The following is a 21,451-nucleotide window of genomic DNA, read 5'->3' as shown; positions in this document are numbered from 1 at the left end:
AGCATTCCTTGTTTTAGTTTTTGCTGAATATTGTGTAATACCGTTTCAACGGGGGGGGTTATATCGATGAATATCGCTTCATTAGATAGAGGTTCAATGAGGGTATCGAACTGACTTTCTAGCATTGATTTTCCATTAAACCAGTGATTGTCTCTTTTTTTATGGCGCTGCCAGATGGTGTCAAAGTTACCTTGTAAGTAAACAATGGTGAGATTTTCATTATTGTGACGCAGAATATCTCTGTATTCGGGTTTTAATGCTGAGCAGGCAATAACCACTGATTCATTATCAATAAATAGTTGATTGAGTGTGTGTAGCCAGTCAATGCGGTCTTCGTCGGTTAAGGGGATACCTTGCTGCATTTTCTCTACATTACTTTGCGGATGAAAATCATCACCATCAAAAAATTTGTAATTTAAACTTTGTGCAAGTAAGTGACCAATGTGGCTTTTCCCACAGCCGGAAACACCCATCACTAATATCTTTTTATTGTTCATAATACAGCCTTAGCGAAGCCCTAGAAAACTAAGGCCCGCGTGATAATTGTGATTAATTTACTGCCACCATAAGGCGAGTTGCGGGAAGATAATAACCAATGCTAGTGCCACAATTTGTAAACCGATAAAAGGCAGCAATGATGAAAAAATTTCACCTAGGCTAATATCTTTTGGCGCCACCGATTTTAGGTAAAATGCAGCAGGTCCAAATGGTGGTGACAAGAAAGAAACTTGCATGTTCATACAAAACACTACACCAAACCAAATAGGGTCAAAACCAAGATTAATGATAATTGGCACAAAGATCGGCATAGTCAGTAAGGCAACACCAACCCAATCCAAGAACATTCCTAGAACCAGTAAGATCACCATCATAATGAGTAGTGTTCCCATAGCGTGGCCGCCACTTAAAGCTAGGATGGTTTGTTCGACAAAATCAATGCCGCCCATTAGGTTATAAACACCCACTAAAGCGGTTGCGCCAATACCAATCCAAATAATCATGCCACAGGTACGCATGGTGGCGATGGCACTTTCTTTAAGCATGTTCCAATTCATTTCGCCGCGAATAATAGCGCTCACCATGATACCAACAACACCTAAAGCCGACGCTTCGGTTACCGATGCAACACCGGTGTAGATGCTTCCTAGGACGATTGCAACCGATAGAATAGGAAAGAACAAGGCTTTAAAGTAACTAGGACGATTTAAGGCATCTTCAGCCAGTTCTTCTTCGGTTGGAAGTGGTGCTAAACTTGGGGTTAAAAAGCTACGAATAAGAACATAAGCGATGTATAAAAACGCGAGTATGAGCGCGGGAATGAAAGAGGCTTTGAATAAATCACCAATCGAAACACTGGCAGTGAGGCCATAAATGATTAATACGATACTCGGAGGTAACATAGTACCTAGTGCACCACCGGCACACGTTGTACCAATTGCCAATTTACGGTCGTAACCTAGGCGTAGCATTTGTGGTAAAGCGAGAATGCCAAGTAACACTGTCTCACCGCCAATCACGCCAGACATAGAGGCAAGCAATACCGCCACTAATAACGTTTGAACGGCAACACCACCTCGAACTTTACGGCCAACCGATTTCATAGCATCGAATAAGTCACGAGCAATACCTGAACGGTCAAGTAGAGCAGCCATTAATACGAACATAGGTACTGCAAGAAAAATATAACCGTCAACAAAGCTAAACATGCGGCTAGAAATAAGTGGTATGGCATCCACTCCAAACCAGCCTAGGGTAAAGAATAATGCGACAAAGCCAGTGACAAAGGCTAACTGCATACCAGTTAGCAATAACCCGATCATCATGATTAGCATCAATAAGCTTGCGTAACCAATTCCAATAGATGATAAATCAAACATCTTTATCGCTCCTTAATGCCTTGATTTCATGGATGATATGAAGAATAAATTGCAGCGATAAAATGCAAAAAATAATAAAAATAAGCGCTTTTAGTAATGCTGGATAAGGTGGGTTGAAATAAGATCCTGATGTTTCAAGGCGGAACTCTCCCCAAGGGGTATACCAGGCCGTTTTCGTCATGGTGAAAGAAGCCCATGCCATCATAAGAGCAAAAGCCAGGCCAACAATGTGGTGCACCATATTGAGTTTACGGCGCGTTTTAGCTGACACCGCGTCATAAATTAACACTACCCTTACGTGTTTATCAGTGGCAAAAGCATAGATGCCACCGATGACAAATAAGCTGCCGCCGACGAAAGAAGCGGTTTCATGTACCCAAGTCGTTGGGGCATCAAAAACATAACGCATCAATACTTCATAAAACGAAATAAATACGGTTAAAATAAACAGCATACTAAGGGCATGACTGGCTTTAATTATCCAAGCATCAAGACAATTTTTAGGTGCATCTTCAGCCTCTGGTGGCGTTGGGACATCCTTCATAACACAACCTATTAAAACAAACGAAAAGAGAATAATGAGGACGAAGAATTCCGTCCTCAGATAGTACTTGTTGAGAAATTACAGTAACCCGTTCTCTTCTAAATACTTGGTTACAGAGTCATAGACTTTTTGAGCATTTGGTGAGCGCTCAGCAAATACTTTCCATTGGGTTTTTGCAATCGTACGGAATTTTTTACGTTCTTCGGCAGACCAATTATGAATAGTGATATTGGGATCTTTTTCGGCTTTGGCGACCGCGGCTTGGTCTGCAATACGAAGTTCTGTTGTCATGTCATTAGCAAAGTCACGAACTGATACGGTAAGAATTTCTTGTAGATCTGGTGACATCTTGTCCCATTTCTTTTGGCTAATTGAAATATCAATCAGAGGTAGAGAGTGGAAACCCGGCTGAACAGGGTGAGTGGCAATATCGTTCATACCAGCTTTTTGGTTAGTAGAAAATACTGTGTAGTCAGCCGCATCAATAACGCCTTTACTTAATCCGGTAAATACTTCCGAGCCCGGTAAGTTTACGGGCGTTGCACCTGCTGCAGCGAAAACTTGTTGAACTAAGCCTTCAGGTGCACGAATTTTTAAACCTTTCAGATCGGCAACGCCATCAAGTGGAACTTTTGATACCAATGATTCAACCCCAGTAGTCGAGCCACCGATAAATTTTACGCCATAAGGTTTATACAGCTCGGTCATGAGTTCATAACCACCGCCGTAATTGATGTATTGAAGTAGTTGTCCAGTGTTTGACCAAGCACCAACCATATTACCAATTAGGCCAAAAGCTGGATCTTTACCTGAGAAGTACTCTGTTGCTGTAAGTTGACCATCTAAAATACCTTGACGAATGGCATCTAAAGTTTCGGTATTTTTTACAACACTACCAACAGGAAGTAGGGAGATTTTGATGCGACCATCAGACATGGCTTCAACGCTTTTCGCCCATTTTTGTTGTACTTGGAAATTTTTATCACCAGATGGATCGGATGATTGAATTTTTAAATTAAAGTCAGCGGCTAAAACAGAGGTGGAAAATATTCCAGCTAAAGCAGCAGTAAGTAGAGTGCGAGTAAGTTTCATTCTATAGTCCTTTTAGTTGCACGTTTAGACATTACGTATTGGCGCATAAGTTCCGATTATTAGAATAATGTTACCGGTAACTTGTAAATGAAATGTTACCGGTAACTATTTGCCTTCGCTATTAACTGGATCACAAAAAATGATTTAATGAATGATTAAGGTTAATTGAGGTGGTGAGTTGAGAGATCTGGCACACCTTATTCAAGGAAGTCGTGCCAGTGCGGGAGAGGTTTAGCTTAACTCATCGGAGAAGATCTTATCTCGGATCTTCCAAAAACGACCTGATTTATGAGCAATGATAAACAAAGGCAGACGGAATCGATGTTGATGATTCACGACTTTGGTTGGTGAGCTTTCTTCAAAAGGGCGATGTCTATCGGCAAGATGAGGACGCACAAATTGCTCAGCAAAGTTTTGCTTTTGTTTTTTTGTGGTTAATGACCAGAATTCATGAACTAAAGCGGCAGGTTGTTCATCATTGCTTTCGCCAGAGTAGGTGACTTTAAGTTGTGATTTGCCATCTTGGGTTTTGTGAACGTTCAGTTCCATATCTTTACATTCAAATACTAGGGCATCTTTGAGGTTTAGTGCATCACGCAGTTTTTTATCTGGATCGACTAGGGTGGCGTCACATTGATGACAGATTCGTGCGGCAATGTCGTTATCCGCACCACATTCAGAACAGAATTTAGCTTTAAAACGATAACCGCAGTGTTCCCGTTCACCGGTAGGTCTGTCTTCTTCGTTTAACACTTCAAAGTAACCCTGGCAACGGCGGCCATAATGTTCGATTAACATGCCATTGTTATCCAGTTTGCCCCAGAAGGTATTATTAAAGCCACAAGCAGGGCAAGGAATAGTGACGGCGTCACTCGTTGGGTCGGGTTTGGTTTCACCAACTTCTGGTTGGTAGAGATCGTAATTATTGCCCGCATAGTCCAGTACTAAGCATTCGGTTTTATTTTCTGCTAAACGCAAGCCACGGCCGATGATCTGTTGGTATAAGCTGACAGATTCAGTGGGGCGAAGAATCGCAATTAAATCAACATGAGGTGCATCAAAACCAGTGGTTAATACCGATACGTTGACTAAAAATTTAATTTGTTTGTCTTTGAATTGATTAATGATGCGATCACGCTCGGTTTGATGCGTATCACCAATAACCAGTGCTGAATGTTCTGCAGGTAAAAGGGTGAGAATTTCTTGAGCATGACGAACCGTGGCGGCAAAAATCATAATGCCTTGTTTGTCTTTCGCCAGTTCAATAATTTGCTCAATGATCTGTGGCGTAGCACGTTTGGATTGCTCAATAACTAAATCGAGGTCGGCTTCTTTATAGCGTCCAGCTAGTGCGGGTTTTAAATGAGAGAAGTCGTAGCTCAGTATCGGTGCATCAATCATTCTGGCTGGGGTTAAGAAACCTTCATCTAATAAATACTGAATCGGTAGCTCAAAAATACAATCGCGGAAAAAACGCGGTTCTTGTGATTTCACTTGGCCAGTTTTGCCACGTACTTGATATTGATAAATCCAACCCATGCCAAGGCGATAAGGAGTTGCGGTGAGACCGAGTACTTTGATGCCGGGATTGATCGTTTGTAGGTGTGAAATTACCTTTCGATAGCTGCTTTTCGGGTTGTCAGGTACTCGGTGACATTCATCAATTACCAATAATGAAAATTGATTGGCAAAGGCATCAAGATTACGTACTACCGATTGTACTGAAGCGAAGACAACTTGTTCATTTGATTCTTTTCGACCTAACCCTGCAGAGAAAATGCCACCTTTAAGAGGACGATCTTCTGTGGAATAACTTTCGTATTTAGCATGATTCTGCTCAACCAATTCTTTCACGTGGGTTAGCATTAATACTCGACCTTTAGCTAATCGAGCCAGTTCTGCGATCACTAGGCTTTTACCTGCGCCAGTTGGCAAAACAATCACGGCAGGTTCACTATTATTACGAAAGTAATGGATAACGGCTTTTACGGAGTCGGTTTGATAAGGGCGAAGTTTGAACATGATAAATCAGCGAATGAGTAAGAAGGTGAAAGGATAATAGGCTTGGTGGGGAAATACTAGGGCATTTCTAGAATCTTGGGCACTTCGTTTCTCATGACTCGGCTTGGCTGTGGAGCGTCGATAAAAAAACCCACCGAGATGGTGGGCTTTAGTCGTTCATTTAAGCAAGGCTTAGAATGTGTAGTTTAACTGTACAGAACCGATGTAAGCTGGACCTGATGAGTTATAGTTATTTTGAGGTAAGCCAGTGATAGATCCAGTCTTAGATGTTTCATCAAAGTTGCCTGATTTTCCATCAATGTAAGCAAAGCCAGCATCAAGAGATAGATCTTCTGTCCATAGGTAAGTGATACCTGCTGTGTACCAGTAACGGTCAGTATCTGGGATACTTAACGTGGCTTGACCAGCTTGTTCATCATAAGCAAAACCTGCACGTAGGATTACGCTATCAGTAGGTTGGTAAGTAGTACCAATCGACCAACGTTGGTTATCATCATATTTTTCTTGCTTAGTAAAGCATGTTCCACTTGTTATGACACAAGCACTTCCTGTTGCAGTTAAATCTGTAAACTTACTCCAGTTTGTCCATTGCCAGCTATAGTGAACAGCCCATTGATTATTTAGTTGATGGAAACCGGATAGAATAACAATATCAGGAAGTTCAATATCTAAATCTGCATTATTTGTTGAGCCAGGCTGTCCTGTAAATGCTCCAGCTCCATCAGTAAAATCACCATCTTCAAACTTTAGTTTGACAGCTGATTTATAGGAAGCAGAAAAACGGTTGTTTTCATTGACTTCATATAAGGCACCTACGTTCCAGCCATAACCGAAGGTATCTCCTTCCATTTTTATTAAAGTATTAGATGGAGAACCACCACCGCCAAATTGAGGCGGTGCAACGTATAATGCACCTTTAGTTCTTTTTAATTCAGCTTTTGCATAAGTTACGTTGAAGCCTGCACCAACACTGAAGTGGTCATTTAATCTATATGCAATGTTCGGGTTAAATTTAAAAGTAGTTAAAGAAGTTTCCCCTGAAATATCACCAGCTAAAAAGTCACCAGGATATTCGGTTGCTACACCGTAATCAGTGTACATGCCGATTCCCCAAGCCCAATGCTCATTAATAGGGTTGACATAGTAAAAGGCAGGAACAACTTGGGAGGGTGCGATGTCGTTTGCTGAATTATTTGTCCCAGGAATAGCTGTAGCATCATTACCTTTGACATCAATTTCAGGCTCAATCCAGGAAATTGCACCAGAAAATTGTTTCTTCTCAAATAGCATCATTGATGCGGCGTTTGCTGACATTTCACTGGCGTTGTCACCAACAGCACCTGCACCAGAAAATGCACGACCTAGGCCAGAGGCGGAATGTTCTACTACTTGGAAGCCAGCAGCATGAACTTGAGAGGCAAGAGCAATCGAAATTGCTAATAGTGAATATTGTGTTTTTTTCATTGTCATCCCTTACACATTAATTATTTTATTGTGCCGCATCGGCTTGGTCCGATGTGTTGTTAATAGTTTTATTACTTAATGTGATAATTTGGTATTTAAATTTTCAAAAAATGCTACAAGGTTAATAATTTTGCAATTTATCTTATTTCTTCCCATAAATCAGGTATGACCAGTATAACTTATTGATAATGGTCTGGTTTTTGTGTTGTTTATTTTTTGGTCAAATAATGCTGATGATGAAGGTTAAGACTAAGGTCTAACAGTGTCTTAACTTTTTGATTTCATTTTAGACTAAGGTCGAGGGGGTTAATTTATTGCCTAAATAATGTTTCATTATTTTATGAATATAAATTAAGCAAAAAACTAAGATAAATTTAATTGTGACAAAATGATACAAAGCTATTTAAGAAAGCTATAAATAGAAAATAAAAAATATCTGCAATAAAGTTGTTTGTTATTTAACCAGAAAAGGATCGATTTTTAAATAACAGGATTTATATTACCTTCTGATCTTGGAGCGTTGTATTTTTCTTTAATTCATTAATAAATCAATTTTGTGAAATAGCTCAACTAATGAAGCAAATATCTCTATAATGATATCTCATGCTGGAATTAGGGATGGTGGGTCTTTCACTGCAAAAATGCTGATAAAAGCTCAACCAACCCTAGTGTTTATAGCAACATTTATGTGTGCTGACTCGATCAACAAGCGATAGTCAGACTAGAGGTATTCATGCGTTTAGATAAGTTTTTATGTGAAACATTAGGGGTAACCCGCCGGGAAGCAACGATTTTATTGCGTCGTGGTGAAGTAACGGTAGATGGGCAGATAGTTAAAGTCGCCTCAATCAAGGTAGGGGAAGGATCCTATGTTGAGTGGCAAGAGCGTCATTTACCTATGCCGGGGCCTCGTTACTTCATGCTGTTCAAACCGGATGGCTTTGTTTGTTCACATGAAGATAGCAATAACCCGACGGCGTTTGCTCTATTAGATGAAGTAAATATGGATAAGCTTCATTTCGCAGGTCGTCTTGATGTCGATACTACAGGCTTGGTATTAATTACTGATGATGGTCAATGGTCACATCGTATTACTTCGCCAAAACACAAATGTGAGAAAACTTATCGAGTATGGCTAGAAGATGCGATTGGTGATGATTACATCCAACAATTGCAAGACGGTATTCAATTGAGAAACGAAAAAGGGCTGACACTTCCTGCAAAAATGGAAGTCGTGGACTTTTCTCAAAATGAATTATTGCTGACGATTTCGGAAGGTAAGTACCATCAAGTAAAACGTATGTTTGCTGCTCTAGGTAATAAAGTTGAGCAATTACACCGTGAATCAATTGGTATGATTGTTCTCGATGAGACGCTTGAACCTGGTGAGTACCGTCCATTAACAAATGAAGAAGTCGCTGCAATTTATACTTAAGTAACGTTGAGATGCAAGTTTCAGCAAGAGTAAAATAAGTTTTAGGCAAGGCAAATTGAATATGATCAGAGTGATTCTATCTCTTGGCAATTTAACTTAGCATACAGCTTGTTTTAACTTGCCTTTCGTGAGATTCATCCAGCCTTTATGCCGTGTCAGATTGGTTTGAAAGGGCCTACATTCCTTCGCCAATCTTCTTTACCTAAAGGCCTGGATGAGAGCTCTGAATTCTGCATCTTGAAGTCATTCGGGTATGAAAGCTTTATGTTATTTATCTCTTTATATATTTAGCCAAGCCGCTAATTATCAACTTGTGGTTTGTTTATTTATTTTCACAAAGGACACGCTATGCCGCAAACTTCCTTACCTAAAAGCAGCTTTGTTTTATTTCTGATTTTAGGTTCGATTGGTTTATTAACACCATTCGCTATTGATATGTACTTGCCTGCAATGCCGACTATTGCCAATGACTTTATGGTGAATCATGGCCTGGTACAGGCGACGCTAACCGCTTATACAGCCGGCTTTGCTTTGGGGCAACTTTTGCATGGACCTTTAGCAGACAGTTATGGTCGTCGTCCAATTTTAATGGGAGGAATTGTGTTCTTTGCAATTGCTTCTATTATTTGCGCTACAACGACGAGTATTGAAGCTTTATTATACACTCGATTTGCACAAGGTTTTGCTGGTGCAGCAGCGGCTGTGATTGTGCAAGCCATAGTTCGAGATATGTTCGATAAAGAAGAATTTGCTCGAGCGATGTCTTTTATTACCTTGGTTATTACCATTTCACCTTTGTTGGCGCCTATGATTGGTGGCCACTTAGCGGTTTGGTTTGGTTGGCGTTCTATTTTTACCGTACTTGCAGCGGTGTCTTTCTTCGTTCTATTAGCGGTGTTGTTTAACATTCCTGAAACGCTAGCACCTGAAAACAAGCAAACTTTACGCTTTAAAACCACCATGCGTAATTATTTTAAATTAATTACCAACCCTGTAGTCTTTGGCCTTATCTTTTGTGGTGCATTTTCGTTTGCTGGTATGTTTGCTTTTATTACCGCAGGTTCATTTGTGTATATTGATATCTACGGCGTACAACCAGAATACTTTGGCTATTTGTTTGCGTTAAATGTTGTTGGTATGGTGGCAATGACTAGCTTTAATGGTCGCGCAGTCCGTAAAATGGGCTCGCACTGGATGCTACGTTTTGGTCTCTGGTGCCAAACTTTTGCTGGCGTAGCACTTTTGGCGAGTTGGTTATTAGGTTTAGGCTTATGGGCGATAGTGCCTTGTGTGATTTTATTTGTTGGTACCATTTCGATTATCGGTAGCAACTCAATGGGATTACTGTTAAGTAGTTACCCTCAAATGGCGGGCACGGCTTCTTCGCTTGCCGGTACACTACGATTTGGCGTGGGTGCTGCCATCAGTGCGTTGATTGCTTTCTTACCAAGCGGTTATGTATGGCCGATGGTAATCGCAATGTTCCTATGCGCAGTATTGTCGGCAAGTTGTTATTGGTTATTGAGCCGAAATGCTTAAATGAATACAAATTTTGAATTAGAGAAAAACATGCAATATTCACAAGAGATCCAACGAGTAGTGACCAGTGCTTTATCAGAATTAAAGCAACAGCATCAAAACGGTAAGTTGGCCAATACACCGATTACAAATACTCATTTTTTAGCTCGCTGGGTAACGAAAAGCATAAAGACTCAAGAATTTGATGGGTGTGTGAAAAATGATCTGATTCGTTGGCAAAAATTGAGCCGTAGCAAAGGGGCAGGTAGTGACCTTCTTGTGACGTTTGAACGCATTGCAAAATTATACCAACATTTTCTGCCCGTGGAATCTGAGCCTAAAGTGCTGAAAGATTCGGATATTGAAGCTTTTATGGATCACATGGAAGCGAAGGGGTGGGAAGTCGTTAATGAATTTGAGTTAACTGAAAAGACACAAATTTTTGCCGATCAGCCAAACTCATTTGTTTTATGTGCTAAGCAATGTGATGATTGCTTTGATGGTGAGTTACTAACTAAACCGATGAGTTTTTATGTAAGAGGAAACCACGCAGCTTTTATCACCGAGGCAACAGAGCAAGGTTTTTTATTACATAAGCAAACTGACTATAAATCCATTGTGAAGTATCACGGTGAATACCGAGTTTATCCGTGCAACATTGGGCCCCAATTGGCTGAAATTCCAATGAATTATTGATAGTTTTAATTATCAGTTGGTTACTTAAGGGGTGTGGTTTTATTGAATTGGTGCCTGATATTTGGTATGTCGATGTTATATACAGTGGTAACTCAGGTCATATAGGGTAAAGCTCTTCCTACAACAAGCTAATTAGTGTAAATTTCCTTTCTTATTATTGGTCGCAGGTGCAAGTTTAATGCTTTATCTTAAAAATCTTTGTAAAGGTTATATTGATGGGGGCGTATTTAACCCCGTTTTACAAGGTGCTGAGTTATCATTAGACCGTGGAGCCCAACTTGCTTTAATGGGAGAAAGTGGCTCAGGGAAAAGTACATTGTTGAACATTATTGCAGGGTTAGATTCTTGCGATTCTGGTGAAGTAATTTGTTCTGAATTTCCTATGCACGATGCCCCTGATAGACAAAAAAATGCTTTTCGTCGTAATAATATTGGGCTTATTTTTCAGCAATTTAATTTGCTAACAACGCTGAATATTGCCGATAATATTCGCTTTTGTCGTCAATTAAAAGGTTTACCAGAAGACCCACATCTCTGGCGTCAAATATTATCCTCACTTGACTTAATGCCATTGCTCGGCCGTTATCCTGAAGAAGTATCCGGTGGTCAACAACAACGTGCCGCGATTGCTCGTGCATTATATATGGAGCCTTCGATCTTATTAGCGGATGAGCCAACCGGTAGTCTAGATGAGAAAAATGCCGAAGCGGTGATGCGTTTATTGACGAGTCTGTCGAGTAAGATGAATTGCACTTTATTACTGGTGACTCACAGTGAAAGGGTAGCTGCACATTTAGAAGGTTGTGTTCGATTACAAGGAGGCGCGTTGAATGTTGTGGCCCGTAGCTAAAGCTCTACTTGGCCATTATCGTCGCCACCCATTTCAAATTCTTCTCGTATGGCTAGGTTTAACACTAGGCATATCGCTGTTCGTCGGTGTTTTAGCGGTTAATTATCATGCCAAGCAGAGTTATGCTAATGGTGAAAAGCTATTTTCAAATCCACTCCCATATCGAATTCAGCCGAAACTGACGGGTAATAAAATTCCTCAAGGTTTTTACATTCAATTAAGACGCAATGGTTTCCATCAATGTGCCCCTTTTGATAACTATCGAATTGTGACTGAAGGTGGCATGCAACTCAATATTGTGGGTTTTGATCCGGTGATAATGTTGTCATTCAAGCAGAATCAAAGTTTTGGTTCTTCGGATATGCTTGAGCTGATGCGTCCTCCATATCCAATTTTGATCAGTTCTCAATTATCTAACTACCTAGATATAGTTGATAATGATTTTATCACTTTAAAATCAGGCGAAAAAATTGGGCCGATCAAGGTAGATACTCAAGGAAGAATTTCGGGTTCAAGACTCGTAGCAGATATGTCTTTGCTTCGAAAGCTTAATCGTAGTTCAGGCTTTGATATGATTGCTTGTACTGCAATGTCACCGGCTAAATTAGAAAAATTACGTAATTATTTGCCTGATGGTATTTCCTTGCATCGTAATACTCGTGTTGAGCTAGGTTCGCTCACTAAAGCTTTTCATATGAATTTAACTGCGATGGGAATGCTGTCTTTCCTTGTGGGTTTATTTATTTTCTATCAAGCAATGTCACTTTCTTTTATCCAACGTCAGCCTCTAGTGGGTATTTTACGTTTAACAGGTGTGTCTGGCTGGCAGTTAACCAAAGCATTGTTGTTAGAAGTTATGGCTTGGATTTTAATTAGTTGGTTGAGCGGCACGGTACTTGGGTTGGCTTTGGCGAACCGACTCATGCCTTCGGTTTCAGCAAGTTTAAGTGATTTATATAATGCCGATGTTGGCCTATCTATTAAATGGGACTGGGAATGGATTCAATACAGCTTATTGATGTCTATCTTTGGTTGTCTATTGTCTTGTTTTTGGCCGCTTGTTCGATTGGTTCGCTCTCAACCAATTCGACTCACTTCTCGTTTATCATTAATGCGTTTTGCTGGTCGAGAGTTTAGTTTACAAGCTTTTGTCGCCTGTATATGTACTGTGGCGGCGGTGGCTTTGTATCAATCACCGAGTAATCAAAAAGAAGGCTTTACTCTCATTGCATTAATATTAGTGAGTGTTGGCTTGGTGATGCCATATTGTTTATGGAAGTTATTTACCAGCTTCTCTTATACTATGCCGTGGGTCAAAGTTCGTTGGTTCTTTGCTGATATGGCTGCCAGTATGAGTTATCGTGGTGTTGCCGCAATGGCATTTATGCTGGCGTTAGCAACCAATATTGGCGTGGTAACGATGGTTCATAGCTTTAAAGAGACGACAGATAAATGGTTGGTTCAACGGCTATCTGCTGATTTATATATTACTCCGACAATATCCTCTGCAGCTCGAATGAGCCATTGGCTTGAAACACAACCTGAAGTGAAGAGTGTTTGGTGGCGGTGGGAGAAATCACTGCAAACCAATACAGAAACTGTCCAGGTTGTGAGCTCAGGTGAAACAGAAGGTGAGCGTAAATCGTTAACAGTGAAATTAGCAGTCCCACAGTTTTGGTATCATTTGCATCATGATCGAGGTGTGATGGTCAGTGAATCGATGTCACTCAAACATAACATTCATCCTGGCGATATTATTAATTTACCTGAGCCTTTAGGTGGACATTGGCCTGTTTTAGGCGTTTATTATGATTATGGGAATCCATATAACCAGGTGATTATCTCAGAACATAAATGGTCAGACACCTTCCAAGGCCAAGGCGATGTGGCTTTAGGTGTTGTATTGAATGAACAAGTCGAGCCAAGTGACTTAATACAGCGGATGGAAAGAACTTATAGCCTGTCTCCGGAAAGAATCTATAACAATAATGCTATGCATACGAAGGCGATGATTGCGTTTGATCAAACCTTTAAAGTGGCGGATACCTTAGGGAAAATTACCTTGTTTATTGCGGTGTTCGGCTTATTTGTTTCAACCGTTGCCGGTGAAGTTTCAAGGCAAAAGCAAGTTGCTTTACTGCGTTGTTTAGGTGTTTCTGGTAGAGAGTTAGTTATTTTAGGGGCACTACAATTGCTTGCGATAGGGCTATTTACTGCTTTCATTGCTTTACCACTTGGTATTTTAGTGGCGCAGTTAATGGTGGATGTCGTTCTTAAAAATGCTTTTGGTTGGACCATGCAAATCACTTTATTGCCTGAACAATATATTTCTACTTTTGTTTGGTCACTTTCGAGTTTGTTTATTGCTGGAGCATGGCCAGTTTGGCACATGGTTAAATCGACGCCAATGAAGTTGTTGAGGGACTCATTATAATGAAGACTGAACAACACCAATGGATATTTAAAGCGATTGTGGTGACGCTTGCTTTCTTGCTGTTATCAGGTTTGCTCGCCCCTCACTTAGTTAAAGGATTAGTAGCGAAAGAAATTGATCAGCTTCATCTTCAAGCGGAATCGAAAGAAGGTAATCAAGCTGTATATGATCCGGTTTTACCAGATTATACGATTAAGTACGGCAAAGATTTTTCTGAACATAATGGTTTTCATAATGAAGTTTGGCACTACAGTGCCAACTTAAAAGGCGATGATGGCTTAGACTATGGCGTGCAGTGGACGGTTTATCGTGTTGCTAATGGTGATCATCAAGGCGTGGGCTGGAGAAATGCACAAATCTATACGGCGCAAGTCGTTGTCTCAACTTCCAGGCATTCATGGTCACAGCAGCGTATTGCCCGTGGCGGTATTGGGCAGGCCGGAGTGATGATGTACCCGTTTAGGCTATGGATCGATGATTGGAGTTGGGTTTCGAATAATAATTTTGCCATCGCAAGCCAGTTGAATGTTAAAACCGACGATTTTCAAGTCTCACTACAAAATGCAGCTTATGGACCTTTTGTTTTAAATGGTGATAAAGGCTATAAAAAAACACACGATCTAATGTCTACCGCATCTTATTCATTTAGCGCTCCTTTTATTAAGGCTAAAGGACGTTTGATTTTGAATGGTAAAGAAGTAAATGTGTCAGGTGTTGCTTGGTTAGATAAAGAGTGGGGTAACCATCTTGTCGCCAATCGTTCATTGCGTTGGGATACCTTTAACCTTCATTTATCCGATGGGCGAGTCTTATCTTTAACCCAATATCATAATCCACAGAATATGCGCTATATTTCAGGTTCATTATCGAATAAAAATGGCTCAACAGTGAAGATTAAAGATAGTGAAGTGAGAATTTACCCAATTGAAAATCAACAATTACTAAATGGAAGACTTTTACCTTTACGTTGGGTTATTGAGCTACCAAACTATCAAATCAGCTTGATTACTCAATCTTTAAATAAAGAGTTATGGTTACCATTTTGGATCCCGTCATGGGAAGGGCCTATTCAAATCACAGGAAGCCATAGAGGTGTTGGCTTTATGCAATTGACGGGGTACTAGGCTCATCTATCATTCTTATTTGTATGATTTTTGGTAAGTTAAATGTGAGCCATTCATATTGTTAACTTGGGTATATATGTGAAAGACTTTTTTTAAATTTTATTAATTCGGAAAATTCGAGTGTTCGTATCTAAACAATCGATTTTTATAGTTTAAATTATCCAGATACTATCGATGCATGTATTATCAGATGAGTTACGCTAGACTAAGGAAAAGGTTTTATGCGCGATAAAGTAGTTAATTTTTTTAAGATGGAATCAGCAAGTGGCATCATTCTCGTGATTGCAGCTGTTATTGCAATGCTGATTGCCAATTCATCATATGGTTCCCTATACCAAGATACACTCCATACCTACATTTTAGGTATGTCAGCATCACATTGGATCAACGATGGTTTGATGGCGGTGTTCTTCTTACTTATTGGTCTGGAAGTAAAACGTGAATTACTGATAGGAGCATTACGTTCTAAAGAAACGGCTATGTTCCCAGCGATTGCGGCCGTCGGCGGCATGCTTGCACCCGCTTTAATCTATCTTGTATTTAATTACAGTGATCCTGTTGCTGCTAGTGGTTGGGCTATTCCTGCTGCAACGGATATTGCCTTTGCACTCGGTATTATGGCGTTACTAGGTCCACGTGTTCCTGTGAGCTTAAAAGTATTTTTACTTGCTTTAGCAATCATTGATGATTTAGGTGTCGTTGTTATTATCGCTCTATTCTACTCAAGTGATCTATCAAGCCTTGCTTTACTGATAGGCTTTATTGCGACCGCTGTTTTGTTCTACATGAACATGAAAAATGTCACCAAAACACGTTGGTACTTGATTGTCGGTTTCATTTTATGGGTGAGCGTTCTGAAGTCAGGTGTTCACGCAACGCTTGCAGGTGTATTAATCGGCTTTGCTATTCCCCTAAAAGGTGAAGAAGGCGGTAAATCTCCACTGAAATCACTAGAGCATGCATTGCATCCTTATGTGAACTTCTTGATTTTACCTCTTTTTGCTTTTGCAAATGCGGGTATTTCTTTAGCAGGGGTTTCACTAGCGGGCTTGTCATCAACGGTACCAATGGGTATTGCGTTAGGTCTAATAGTTGGTAAACCCCTAGGTGTATTTACCTTCAGCTGGGTGTCAGTAAAATCTGGTTTTGCTCAATTACCAGAAGGGATAAACTTCAAGCATATCTTTGCGGTTTCAGTACTATGTGGTATCGGTTTCACTATGTCGATCTTTATTTCATCACTGGCCTTTACTAATGTTGATGCTGCATTTGATACTTATTCACGTCTTGGCATCTTAATTGGCTCAACGACTGCTGCAATTTTAGGTTATGTGCTATTGCATTGTTTCTTACCTAAGCAGACGACAACATCAGTTGCTACAGAAGAGTAAGCTATCTTAATGGTATAAAGCGAACTTATTTAAGAAGATCGGGGCATTTAAGAAAGCTTGATGACTTAAGAACACTAAGCCACTTCAGCGTAAATAAGGGGCCACTTCATAAGGAGTGGCCTTTTTTACGTCTATAGAAACTCGATAAGGCAGATTGATGAAGACAAAAAAAAGCCCAAATCAATTTGAAATGGGCTAAAAACAATATAGGAGTTGTATATGAAAAAATTGCAGTTAGGTGTAGAAAACTGATGGATGAACAAATTAAGACATGTTTCCAGCTTATTTCCACTTGCTACGTAATATAGGACTGGGTTAATTACATTCGGTTCAATCTTTTTTCAAAAAAATCGAGATTATTTATAACGTGTCGAACTTGCTATATCCATATAACTTTAACTTGCCTTTCGGAAGCTTCATCTTGAAGTCACTTGGGCATATTTATTAAATTTATTGGTGAACTATGTTTCGCATTTGTGATCTTTGCCGCTTGTTCAATTGATCTATCCTGATAATATTCAAACAAGTGTTTAATACGAGCGATTGAAATGACGGTTAAGAATAAGACAAAAGCAAAAATCATGGATGTAGCAGAAGCATTGTTTGCTGAACACGGATTTAATGATACGTCATTACGTACGATCACTACTAAAGCTAATGTAAATCTAGCGTCGGTAAACTACCATTTTGGTGATAAGAAAACTTTGGTGAGAGCGGTGCTTAACCGTTACTTAGAAGCCTTTATGCCCGAGTTGGAAAAAAGCCTAACAAAGCTGAATCAAAGTGATAATTACACCATGACGGAGGTGTTTAATACGTTAACACATCCAGTATTATCTCTTGATAACCTTCGTCCAAATGGTGCAAGTCGTTTTATGTTGTTGATTGGCCGTGGTTATACCGATGTGCAAGGGCATCTACGTTGGTTTATTACGACTCAATACAGCAGTGTACTTAACCTATTTACGGACTCGGTAAAAAAAGCCAACCCAGCATTAGATGCTGAAACTCTATTTTGGCGACTACACTTCACCTTAGGTACTTGTGTATTCACCATGTCATCAAGTCAAGCACTTGCGGAAATTGCTTATAACTCTTATGGAAAGAAAGTCGATTCCGATGTGTTTATTCAACAGTTAATCCCATTTTTAGCGGCAGGGGTTGCCGCTCAAGCCTAGATTTTTAAACCTGGGTTTTATTAAACCTAGCTTTCAAGCATAAATATTGAAGAACAGTTTCTATGCTTGGACTTGAACATAACAAAAACAACTAAATGAATAACGTGGATAAAAAGGAATAGATTATGAGCTCGCTAAGACAAAAATGGATCAGTGACCCAGCGTTTAAATGGTTTAAACAAGTATTACCGCCGCTTTCTAGTACTGAAAGAGAAGCGATGGAAGCGGGTAGTGTCTGGTGGGATGGTCAGCTTTTCTCAGGTACACCAGATTGGCAAACATTGCATAACTATCCGAAACCAACGTTGACAGAAGAAGAACAATCATTCATTGATAATCAAGTTGAAACATTACTTGCGATGCTTGATGACTACAAAGTGGTACAAGAAGACCGTGATCTTCCAAAAGAAGTGTGGGACTACATCCGCAAAGAGAAGTTCTTTGCTCTGATCATTGATAAAGCTTATGGCGGCTTGAATTTTTCGGCGCACGCAAACTCAACGATTGTTACCAAAATTGCTACTCGCAGTATTAGTGCCGCTGTAACCGTAATGGTTCCTAACTCTTTGGGTCCGGGTGAGCTGCTATCGCATTATGGTACACAAGAGCAAAAAGATTACTGGCTACCACGATTATCTGATGGCACAGATATTCCATGTTTCGCTTTAACAGGGCCAGAAGCGGGTTCTGATGCTGGTGGTATTCCAGATAAAGGTGTGGTGTGTCGAGGCATGCACAATGGAGAAGAAGTTCTAGGCATTCGCCTTAGCTGGAATAAACGTTATATCACTCTTGCGCCAGTGGCTACGGTACTTGGCCTCGCATTTAAGTTAGATGATCCTGATCACCTGCTTGGCGATAAAGAAAATCTTGGCATTACATGTGCGTTGATTCCTGCTGATCATGAAGGCGTAGAAATCGGTGAGCGCCACGATCCGCTAGGGTTAGCCTTTATGAATGGCCCAACTCGCGGTGAAGATATCTTCATTCCTATGGATTGGCTAATTGGCGGTGCAGATTACGCAGGTAAAGGCTGGCGTATGCTGGTGGAATGTTTATCAGCAGGCCGTGGTATTTCTCTACCGGCACTCGGAACGGCAATTGGTCACCTTACTAGCCGAACAACTGGCGCTTATGGTTATGTACGCAAGCAATTTGGCATGTCGATTGGTAAGTTTGAAGGCGTGGCTGATGCGATGGCGCGTATCGGTGGCATGACGTACATGCTAGAAGCGGCGCGTACTTTAACCACGACTTCACTGGATATGGGTGAAAAACCAGGGATTGTTACCGCGATTGCTAAATATCACATGACCGAAATGGCGCGTACCATATTAAACGATTCAATGGATATTCATTCAGGCCGAGCGATTCAAACTGGCCCAATGAACTACTTAGCGCATCATTACTATGGCGTACCAGTTGCGATCACTGTAGAAGGCGCGAACATTTTAACCCGTAACTTGATGATTTTCGGACAAGGCGCAACGCGTTGTCATCCATTTGTCCTACCTGAAATGGAAGCGGCGGCAAATCCAGATGAAAAAGCCGGTGCAAAAGCGTTTGATGACTTGTTATTTAAACACATGAGTTATGCCATTAAAAATAGCTTAGGGGCGTTTAGCATGGCATTGACGGGCTCTCGCTTTGCGAAATCTCATACCTCTGGTGCGACGAAGCAGTATTACCGCGATATGACTCGTTTAAGTAAAGCATTAGCGGTGACGACAGACTTTGCCATGCTAACCCTAGGTGGTGAGCTAAAACGTAAAGAGATGTTGTCCGCGCGTCTTGGTGATGCATTGAGTTATTTATATTTAGGCTCAGCAGTGCTAAAACGTTATGAAGATGAAGGCTGTCAGCAAGACGATCTCGATTACGTTCATTATGCGATGAATCATTGCTTAAGTCAGGCAGCCAACGGTTTAGAAGAAGCTTACCGCAATATGCCGAGTCGAGTTGCTGGAATGCTACTAAAAGTGTTGGTTTTCCCATTAGGTAATCGCTTTAAAGCACCGTCTGATAAGCAAAAAACTAAAGTGGCAGAAAGCTTAATGACACCGGGAGCACATCGTGAACGTTTAACGCGCCTTTGCTACATTGGCGATGATGAAAATGACAGCGTTGGGCTTATCGAACGAGCGTTCATTGCCATGTACGGTGTGAAGCATCTAGAGCGTAAAATGATGAAAGCAGTTAAAGATGGCAAGCTAGCAAAAGCTGGTCCATTAAAAGAGCGTTTACAAGCGGCGGTTGAGCAAAAAATCTTAACCCAAGACGAAGCGGAGCAAGTGATGAAAGCGGACGAAATTCGTTACCGTTCAATTCAAGTGGATCACTTTAGCCATGATTTCAGTGAAATTCGTACTCATGATGCAGAGAAAAAGGAGAAGTCGTCAAAAAAGCTTGATAGCGCCGCTTGATTGAACGTGCGCATACCATACAAAATTGAGTATACTTAATGACAACGCCACAGCTACTGTGGCGTTTTTGCTTTAGTGAAGTTGTGGTTAAACAGGTCTAACCACTTGGCTATATAAGCAAAAAATGCAGAAATAAGATGCGAAACCTCGGATAAACTTTTATCCTACAGGGGTTTTTTAAAGGAAGCTGAATATGATCATCAAACCGAAAATCCGTGGATTTATCTGTACAACAACACACCCAGTGGGTTGTGAAGCAAACGTAAAAGAACAAATTGCCTACACAAAAGCTCAAGGCCCAATTGCTAACGCACCAAAGCGCGTACTAGTGGTTGGTTCTTCAAGTGGCTATGGCTTGTCATCTCGTATTGCAGCTGCATTTGGCGGTGGTGCATCAACTATCGGTGTGTTTTTTGAAAAGCCTGGCACAGAGAAAAAAACTGGCACAGCGGGTTGGTATAACTCAGCAGCTTTTGACAAGTTAGCGAAAGAAGAAGGCCTATACTCTAAAAGCCTGAATGGTGATGCTTTCTCAAATGAAGCAAAACAAAAAACCATCGACCTGATCAAAGCTGATCTTGGCCAAATCGATATGGTAGTTTACTCATTAGCATCGCCAGTACGTAAAATGCCAGAAACCGGTGAAGTGATTCGTTCATCGCTTAAACCAATTGGTGAAACGTACACAGCAACCGCAGTTGATACCAATAAAGACGTTATTATTGAAGCCAGTGTCGAGCCAGCAACAGAACAAGAAATCAAAGATACTGTTACTGTAATGGGTGGCGAAGATTGGGAACTTTGGATGGCAGCGCTATCTGAAGCAGGTGTACTAGCAGAAGGTTGTAAAACTGTCGCTTATAGCTACATCGGAACTGAGCTAACATGGCCAATCTATTGGGATGGCGCACTAGGTCAAGCAAAAATGGACCTAGATCGTGCAGCAACCGCATTAAATGAAAAGCTAGCAGGCCTTAACGGTACTGCGAATGTTGCCGTATTGAAGAGTGTTGTGACTCAAGCAAGTTCTGCCATTCCAGTTATGCCTCTTTATATCGCAATGGTATTTAAGAAAATGCGTGAAGAAGGCGTACACGAAGGTTGTATGGAGCAAATTCACCGCATGTTTACTCAACGTCTATACAAAGAAGATGGCAGCGCTCCACAAGTGGATGACAAAAACCGCCTTCGTTTAGATGATTGGGAACTACGTGAAGACATTCAACAGCATTGCCGTAACCTATGGCCTCAAGTCACCACTGAAAACTTGAAAGAGTTAACAGACTACGTTGAGTACAAAGAAGAGTTCTTGAAACTATTCGGTTTCGGTGTTGATGGTGTTGACTACGAAGCTGACGTAAACCCAGAAGTTAACTTCGACGTTCAAGATATCTAATTCTTAT

General features: G+C 40.7%; 15 protein-coding genes and 1 pseudogene. 10 read left to right on the top strand and 6 right to left on the bottom strand.

Translation table 11 applies throughout. The annotated features are described in order from the left end of the window. Positions 1 to 8: 8 nt before the first annotated feature. The 6 genes and pseudogenes from ACE3G9_RS13625 to ACE3G9_RS13600 all read right to left on the bottom strand — a co-directional run. A pseudogene (locus ACE3G9_RS13625) lies at positions 9 to 497 on the bottom strand (gluconokinase); the annotation flags it as partial. A gap of 57 nt (positions 498 to 554) precedes the next feature. After that, complete coding sequence (locus tag ACE3G9_RS13620; RefSeq protein WP_417879042.1) at positions 555 to 1,877, bottom strand: TRAP transporter large permease; 1,323 nt, start codon at positions 1,875 to 1,877, stop codon at positions 555 to 557. Further along, entirely contained in the window at positions 1,870 to 2,421 is a 552-nt protein-coding gene (locus ACE3G9_RS13615; protein WP_417879041.1) for a TRAP transporter small permease subunit, read from the bottom strand. The genes ACE3G9_RS13620 and ACE3G9_RS13615 overlap by 8 nt, the downstream gene beginning before the upstream one ends. Positions 2,422 to 2,499: 78 nt before the next feature. After that, a complete protein-coding gene (locus tag ACE3G9_RS13610; protein WP_417879040.1) occupies positions 2,500 to 3,513 on the bottom strand; it encodes a TRAP transporter substrate-binding protein in 1,014 nt (337 codons plus the stop codon). Positions 3,514 to 3,744: 231 nt separating this feature from the next. Next, the gene (locus ACE3G9_RS13605) at positions 3,745 to 5,535 is read right to left on the bottom strand and encodes a DEAD/DEAH box helicase family protein (protein WP_449219417.1); all 1,791 of its coding nucleotides are present in this window, start codon (positions 5,533 to 5,535) and stop codon (positions 3,745 to 3,747) included. A 171-nt stretch (positions 5,536 to 5,706) separates the two neighbouring features. After that, on the bottom strand, positions 5,707 to 6,999 hold the full coding sequence (locus ACE3G9_RS13600; RefSeq protein WP_417879038.1) for an outer membrane protein transport protein: 1,293 nt from the start codon (positions 6,997 to 6,999) through the stop codon (positions 5,707 to 5,709). Positions 7,000 to 7,732: 733 nt separating this feature from the next. Here ACE3G9_RS13600 and rsuA point away from each other — a divergent pair. The 10 genes from rsuA to fabV all read left to right on the top strand — a co-directional run bounded on the left by rsuA (position 7,733) and on the right by fabV (position 21,444). Then, positions 7,733 to 8,434: a 16S rRNA pseudouridine(516) synthase RsuA gene (gene rsuA, locus ACE3G9_RS13595; RefSeq protein WP_417879037.1), complete on the top strand. Its 702-nt coding sequence runs from the start codon at positions 7,733 to 7,735 to the stop codon at positions 8,432 to 8,434. A 348-nt stretch (positions 8,435 to 8,782) separates the two neighbouring features. Next, positions 8,783 to 9,973, top strand: a complete 1,191-nt coding sequence (locus ACE3G9_RS13590; RefSeq protein ID WP_449219416.1) for a Bcr/CflA family multidrug efflux MFS transporter — start codon at positions 8,783 to 8,785, stop codon at positions 9,971 to 9,973. A 30-nt stretch (positions 9,974 to 10,003) separates the two neighbouring features. Next, positions 10,004 to 10,648 (top strand): DUF2913 family protein, encoded by a 645-nt coding sequence (locus ACE3G9_RS13585; protein ID WP_449219415.1) that lies wholly within the window; start codon positions 10,004 to 10,006, stop codon positions 10,646 to 10,648. A gap of 178 nt (positions 10,649 to 10,826) precedes the next feature. Further along, complete coding sequence (locus ACE3G9_RS13580) at positions 10,827 to 11,498, top strand: ABC transporter ATP-binding protein (RefSeq protein ID WP_417879034.1); 672 nt, start codon at positions 10,827 to 10,829, stop codon at positions 11,496 to 11,498. Beyond that, positions 11,479 to 13,932, top strand: coding sequence for an ABC transporter permease (locus ACE3G9_RS13575; protein ID WP_449219414.1), 2,454 nt, complete (start codon positions 11,479 to 11,481; stop codon positions 13,930 to 13,932). The genes ACE3G9_RS13580 and ACE3G9_RS13575 overlap by 20 nt, the downstream gene beginning before the upstream one ends. Further along, the gene (locus ACE3G9_RS13570; protein ID WP_417879032.1) at positions 13,932 to 15,056 is read left to right on the top strand and encodes a lipocalin-like domain-containing protein; all 1,125 of its coding nucleotides are present in this window, start codon (positions 13,932 to 13,934) and stop codon (positions 15,054 to 15,056) included. The genes ACE3G9_RS13575 and ACE3G9_RS13570 overlap by 1 nt, the downstream gene beginning before the upstream one ends. 221 nt (positions 15,057 to 15,277) lie before the next feature. Beyond that, positions 15,278 to 16,447, top strand: coding sequence for a Na+/H+ antiporter NhaA (nhaA, locus tag ACE3G9_RS13565; RefSeq protein ID WP_449219413.1), 1,170 nt, complete (start codon positions 15,278 to 15,280; stop codon positions 16,445 to 16,447). 548 nt (positions 16,448 to 16,995) lie between these two features. Continuing rightward, positions 16,996 to 17,625, top strand: a complete 630-nt coding sequence (locus ACE3G9_RS13560) for a TetR/AcrR family transcriptional regulator (RefSeq protein ID WP_417879030.1) — start codon at positions 16,996 to 16,998, stop codon at positions 17,623 to 17,625. A gap of 125 nt (positions 17,626 to 17,750) precedes the next feature. Continuing rightward, positions 17,751 to 20,048: an acyl-CoA dehydrogenase gene (locus ACE3G9_RS13555; RefSeq protein WP_449219412.1), complete on the top strand. Its 2,298-nt coding sequence runs from the start codon at positions 17,751 to 17,753 to the stop codon at positions 20,046 to 20,048. Between the two features lie 193 nt (positions 20,049 to 20,241). Further along, complete coding sequence (gene fabV, locus ACE3G9_RS13550) at positions 20,242 to 21,444, top strand: enoyl-ACP reductase FabV (protein ID WP_237295342.1); 1,203 nt, start codon at positions 20,242 to 20,244, stop codon at positions 21,442 to 21,444. Positions 21,445 to 21,451: the final 7 nt, after the last annotated feature.

Source organism: Vibrio sp. E150_018 (assembly GCF_053544035.1).
This window is presented reverse-complemented; position numbering and strand designations above follow the sequence as displayed.